This window comes from Ramlibacter sp. (assembly GCF_035706265.1).
Lineage (GTDB): Bacteria > Pseudomonadota > Gammaproteobacteria > Burkholderiales > Burkholderiaceae_C > Ramlibacter.
The window spans coordinates 1-4876 of the sequence record NZ_DASSVG010000671.1 but is presented as its reverse complement, the minus strand read 5'-3'; the positions used below and the strand labels follow the sequence as shown (position 1 = coordinate 4876).

At 72.4% G+C, this 4876-nt stretch carries 6 protein-coding genes and 1 pseudogene; 5 read left to right on the top strand and 2 right to left on the bottom strand.

Annotation, left to right across the window (positions count from 1 at the left end; translation table 11 throughout):
• Both VFM98_RS24150 and VFM98_RS24145 read left to right on the top strand, forming a co-directional pair.
• Positions 1-484, top strand: a 484-nt coding sequence (locus VFM98_RS24150) for an amidohydrolase family protein (protein ID WP_325112440.1), incomplete at its 5' end; no start/stop codon positions are given.
• A complete protein-coding gene (locus tag VFM98_RS24145) occupies positions 481-828 on the top strand; it encodes a MazG-like family protein (RefSeq protein WP_325112439.1) in 348 nt (115 codons plus the stop codon). The genes VFM98_RS24150 and VFM98_RS24145, both read left to right, overlap by 4 nt.
• 9 nt (positions 829-837) lie before the next feature.
• Here the strand turns inward: VFM98_RS24145 and VFM98_RS24140 are convergent, their stop codons facing one another.
• Positions 838-1245, bottom strand: coding sequence for a hypothetical protein (locus VFM98_RS24140; RefSeq protein ID WP_325112438.1), 408 nt, complete (start codon positions 1243-1245; stop codon positions 838-840).
• A 111-nt stretch (positions 1246-1356) separates the two neighbouring features.
• Between VFM98_RS24140 and VFM98_RS24135 the strand changes: the two genes are divergently transcribed.
• On the top strand, positions 1357-2115 hold the full coding sequence (locus VFM98_RS24135) for an HAD family hydrolase (protein ID WP_325112437.1): 759 nt from the start codon (positions 1357-1359) through the stop codon (positions 2113-2115).
• Between the two features lie 15 nt (positions 2116-2130).
• Here the strand turns inward: VFM98_RS24135 and VFM98_RS24130 are convergent, their stop codons facing one another.
• Entirely contained in the window at positions 2131-3024 is an 894-nt protein-coding gene (locus tag VFM98_RS24130; RefSeq protein ID WP_325112441.1) for a 2-dehydropantoate 2-reductase, read from the bottom strand.
• Positions 3025-3095: 71 nt separating this feature from the next.
• Between VFM98_RS24130 and VFM98_RS24125 the strand changes: the two genes are divergently transcribed.
• Both VFM98_RS24125 and VFM98_RS24120 read left to right on the top strand, forming a co-directional pair.
• Complete coding sequence (locus VFM98_RS24125; RefSeq protein WP_325112436.1) at positions 3096-4106, top strand: phosphotransferase; 1011 nt, start codon at positions 3096-3098, stop codon at positions 4104-4106.
• Positions 4103-4876 (top strand): annotated as a pseudogene (locus VFM98_RS24120) (phosphopyruvate hydratase); the annotation flags it as partial. The gene VFM98_RS24125 and the pseudogene VFM98_RS24120, both read left to right, overlap by 4 nt.

The following is a 4876-nucleotide window of genomic DNA, read 5'->3' as shown; positions in this document are numbered from 1 at the left end:
GCTGAGCGTGGTGGCCAACCCGCTGATCAACATCACCCTGCAGGGCCGGCACGACACCTATCCGAAGCGGCGCGGCATGACCCGCGTGCCGGAGCTGATGGCCGCCGGAGTGACCGTCGCCTTCGGCCACGACTGCGTGATGGATCCCTGGTACGGCCTGGGCTCGGCCGACATGCTGGAAGTGGCGCACATGGGCCTGCACGTGGCGCAGATGACCGGCGTCGCGGGCATCCGCGCGTGCTTCGACGCCGTCACCGTCAACGCCGCGAAGATCATGCACCTGCCGGGCTACGGCCTGGCGCCGGGCTGCGACGCCAGCTTCGTGCTGCTGCAGGCGCGCGACCCGGTGGAGGCGATCCGGCTGCGCGCGCCGCGGCTGCACGTATGGAAGCGCGGCCGGCTGGTGGCCTCCACCGCGCCGGTGCTGCCGCAGGTCTTCACCGGCGGCGCCGCACGCCCGGTCGAATTCATGCCGCAGCGATGAACGAGCTGCAGCGACTCACGGCCGAAGTGCTGCGCTTCCGCGACGAGCGCGACTGGAAGCAGTTCCACAATCCCAAGGACGTGGCGCTGTCGCTGCTGCTCGAAGCCGGCGAGCTGCTGGAGATCTTCCAGTGGCAGGACCCCGCCGGCGTGGCGCGCACGGCGCAGGAGCGTCAGGGCGACCTGGCCGACGAACTGGCCGACGTGCTGTGCTACACGCTGCTGATGGCCAGCGAGCTGGGCATCGACCTCTCCGCCGCCCTCGAGGCCAAGCTGCGCAAGAACGCGCTCAAGTACCCCGTCGACAAGGCCAAGGGCTCCAGCCGCAAGTCGACCGAGCTCTGACGCGCCGGCCTACTTGGCCGTGAGCTCCACCACCGTGGCCGACTTCGCCGTGACGGTGGCCATGCCCAGCCAGCCGCCCGCGCCGCGGGAAAGCTGCGCCTTCAGGCCCTCCTCGCACGGTGTCTTCGCCTCGAAGCCCAGGCCGGAAGGCGTGAGGGTTCCGGTGATCGGCTGGTAGCGGATCGTGCACTTGGGATCCGCGCCCGTCCACGACAGCCGCGCTGCGAAGCTGCCCGCGTCCTTGCGCTGGATGTTCTCGAGATCGAAGGGATGGGTGCTGGCCTGGCCGCCCGCGACGGCGCTCCAGCGGCCATGCAGATCCTTCGGCAGTTCCTGGGGGGCGGGCTGGGCCTGCGCCAAGGCCCCGGCCGCAACGGCGGCCAGCAGCAGGGGCGCCCAACGGGCGAACGCGTTCATGGGGAATCTCCTCTGCCCTGCAGTCTGCGCGCCGGCCGCCCCGGCGGTCAATGCGGGACACCCCGCGGGACCGGCGTTCTTCCATACTCGCAAGCGCAGCCCCGAACCCCCATGGCCCTCGACCTCCGCCGCATCCAGGCCCTGTGCTTCGACATCGACGGCACGCTGGCCGACACCGACGACCACCTGGTGGCGCAACTCGCGGCCCTGCTGGCCAAGGTGCCCGCGGTCAGCGGCCGGCGCAGCGAGAAGCTCGCCCGCCAGGTCGTGATGGGCCTGGAGACGCCGGTGCACGGCGCCTACGCCTGGCTCGACCGCTTGGGGCTGGACGTGCCGGCGCAGCGGCTGCGCGACCGCGCGAAGGCCTTGAAGGCCCGCCAGGGCGACCCGGCGCACACGCGCAACCCGGAAGCGATCGACGAAGTGCCGCACGACATGGTGGCGGGCGTGCAGGAAATGCTGCATGCGCTGGCCGCGCACTATCCCATGTGCACCATCACGACGGGCGGCGCGCCGCGGGTCGAGCGCTTCCTCGAGCACTACGGCGTGCGGCAACTGTTCCGGGTGGTGGTCGGCTCCCAGACCACGCGGCGCATGAAGCCGCATCCCGAGCCGCTGCTCTACGCCGCGAAGATCATGGAGGTGGATCCCAAGGCCTGCGTCATGATCGGGGACACCACCATCGACGTCCGCTGCGGGCGGCTGGCCGGCGCGCAGACGGTCGGCGTGCTGTGCGGCTTCGGCACCGAGCGCGAGCTGAAGGAAGCGGGCGCGAATCTCATCCTGCGCACCACCTCGGACCTGCTGGCGGTGCTGAAGCCGCAGCAGGACCCGCTCCACACCACCGCGAGCGTCAAGCCCAGGCAGTGAAGCTTGGGTGCGCCCTTACGGCTTGCTCTCGATCAGCTTCACCAGCGCCCACAGCACGCGGTTGGCCGGCGTCGGCACGCCCAGCGCCTCGCCACGCCGCACCACGTAGCCGTTGAGGTAGTCGATCTCGGTCGGCTTGCGGCGCGCGAGGTCCTGCGCGGTGGAGGAATACTGGGCCGGCATGGTCTCCACCAGCTTGCGCGCGGCGAGGTGCGGGTCGGCCGGCAGCTGCACGCCGTCGGCCCGGGCCACCGCCATGCATTCGTCCACCACGTCGCGCATCACGTCCCAGATGCCCACGCTCGCCACGTTCTCCCCGTAAGGGCGCTGCGCGATGGCGGAGATGGCGTTGTAGGCGCAGTTGAGGATCAGCTTGAGCCACAGCGCGCCGCGCACGTTGGGCGAGATCTCGGTCGGCACGCCGGCGGCCGCCAGCGCCTGCGCCACCCGCTCGCTGGCGCGCGCCGGCTCGATCACCAGCTCGCCGCGGCCATGGTGCTTCAGGTGCCCCGGGCCGGCCATCTCGGTGGCGACGTAGACCACCGCGGCGGCGACTTCGTGCTCCGGCAGCACCGTGCGCAGGCGGTCGGCGTTGTCGACGCCGTTCTGCAGGCACAGCACCAGCGTGTCGGCCTGCAGGAAGGGCTTCAGCGCGTGCCCCGCCGCCTCGGTGTCGGGCGACTTGACGCTGAAGAGGATCACGTCCGCACCCCGCGCGCCGGCGACGTCGGTCGTCGCGGCCAGCCGCACGCGCTCGTCGAAGCTCCTGGTCTCCATGCGCAGGCCTTGCCGCTCGATCGCCTGCACGTGCTGCGGCCGCGCGATCAGCGTGACGTGGTGGCCGGCGCGGGCCAGCATGCCGCCGAAGTAGCAGCCGACGGCGCCGGCGCCCATCACGGCGACGTTCAGGGGAGCGGTGGAAGCCATGGTCTCTCTCGGTCCGGGAGGCGGTGGGACACGCATTCTAGAATCGCCGCTGCATGGCCTACGTCGATCTCTCGCAGGACCCCGCGGCGATGCGGCGCATCTTCCTCGCGCTCGGCCTCGCCGGCGCGCACGAGGCGGTCGAGGCCGTGCCGCTCACGGGCGGCGTCTCCTCCGGGATCTACCGCGTGGACCTGCGATCGGGCCGCTACTGCGTCAAGCAGGCCCTGCCCCGGCTGAAGGTGGCGAAGGACTGGAAGGTGCCGGTGGAGCGCGTGTTCGCCGAGATCGGCTACCTGCGCACGGTAGGTGCGATCGTGCCGGGCCACGTGCCGCGCGTGCTGGGCGAGGACGCGGCGAGCAAGAGCTTCGTCATGGCGTTCCTCGGCCCCGAGTACCGCAACTGGAAGGCCGAACTGCTCGCGGGCCGCATCGACGTGCCGACCGCCCGGGCCACGGGCACCGTGCTGGGCCGCATCCATGCGGCGACGGCGGACGATGCGCAACTGGCGGCCCGGTTCGCCAACGACGCCGACTTCCACGCCCTGCGCCTGGAACCCTATCTCGTCGACGCCGCGCGCGAGCATCCGCAGCTCGCCGACCACCTGCTGCAACTGGTGGAACGCACGGCCGGCACCCGGCGCGTGCTGGTGCACGGCGACGTGAGCCCGAAGAACATCCTGCTCGGCCCCGAGGGTCCGGTGCTGCTCGATGCCGAATGCGCCTGGTTCGGCGACCCCGCCTTCGACCTCGCCTTCTGCCTCAACCACCTGCTGCTGAAGGCGGCGCACCTGCCGCAGCACACGCCGGCCCTGATGGACAGCTGGCGCGCCCTGCTGGGCGCCTACTGGCCGCAGGTGCAGTGGGAGCCGGCCGCGGCGCTGGAACAGCGCGTCGCCACGCTGCTGCCCGCGCTCACGCTGGCGCGCATCGACGGCAAGTCCCCGGTGGAATACCTCGGCGAGCCGCAGCGGCAGCGCGTGCGCGACGCCGCCCTCGCGCTGCTGCGGCAGCCGCCCGATTCGCTCGACTCCATCGCGGCCCGCTGGGCCCGGGACTTCGCATGACCATCCAAAGCGTTCTCGCCCGCCGCATCTGGGATTCGCGCGGCCGCCCCACGGTCGAAGTGGAGGTGTTCAACGCCGACGGCACGTCGGGCCTCGGCATCGCCCCGGCCGGCGCCTCGCGCGGCAGCCGCGAGGCGGTGGAGCTGCGCGACGGCGGCGCGGCCTTCGGCGGGCGCGACGTGCAGCAGGCCTTGCGCGGCATCGAGCGGGAGATCGCGCCGGCGCTGCTCGGGCGCGACGCCGCCGACCAGGCCGGCATCGACGCGCTGCTGCTCGCGCTGGACGGCACGCCGGACAAGTCGCGCCTGGGCGGCAACGCGCTGATCGCGACCTCGCTCGCGGTGCTGCATGCGGCGGCGGCGCAGGCCCGGCTGCCCTTGTGGCGCTACCTGGCGCAGGGCCGCGAGGTGCAATTGCCGCTGCCGCAGATCCAGGTGTTCGGCGGCGGCGCGCACGCCGGCCGGCGCGTGGACATCCAGGACTTCATGGTGATCGCCACCGGCGCGCGCAGCTTCTCGCAGGCGCTGGAGATGACGGCGGAGGTCTATCCCGCGGCCGGCGAGCTGATGGCGCAGCGCGGCGCGCTGGCCGGCGTGGCCGACGAGGGCGGCTGGTGGCCCGACTTCCGGCGCAACGAGGACGCGCTCGACACGCTGCTGGCCTCCATCGAACGGGCCGGCTACGTGCCGGGCGAGCAGGTCGCCATCGCGCTCGACATCGCGGCATCCGAGTTCGGCCAGGGCGGGCGCTACCGGCTCGCGCTGGAGGGC

What these genes read in the sequence shown, in the direction of transcription:
- VFM98_RS24145 (WP_325112439.1), top strand. Translation starts at nt 481, where the DNA reads ATGAACGAGCTGCAGCGACTCACGGCCGAAGTGCTGCGCTTCCGCGAC.
- VFM98_RS24140 (WP_325112438.1), bottom strand. Translation starts at nt 1,245, where the DNA reads ATGAACGCGTTCGCCCGTTGGGCGCCCCTGCTGCTGGCCGCCGTTGCG.
- VFM98_RS24135 (WP_325112437.1), top strand. Translation starts at nt 1,357, where the DNA reads ATGGCCCTCGACCTCCGCCGCATCCAGGCCCTGTGCTTCGACATCGAC.
- VFM98_RS24125 (WP_325112436.1), top strand. Translation starts at nt 3,096, where the DNA reads ATGGCCTACGTCGATCTCTCGCAGGACCCCGCGGCGATGCGGCGCATC.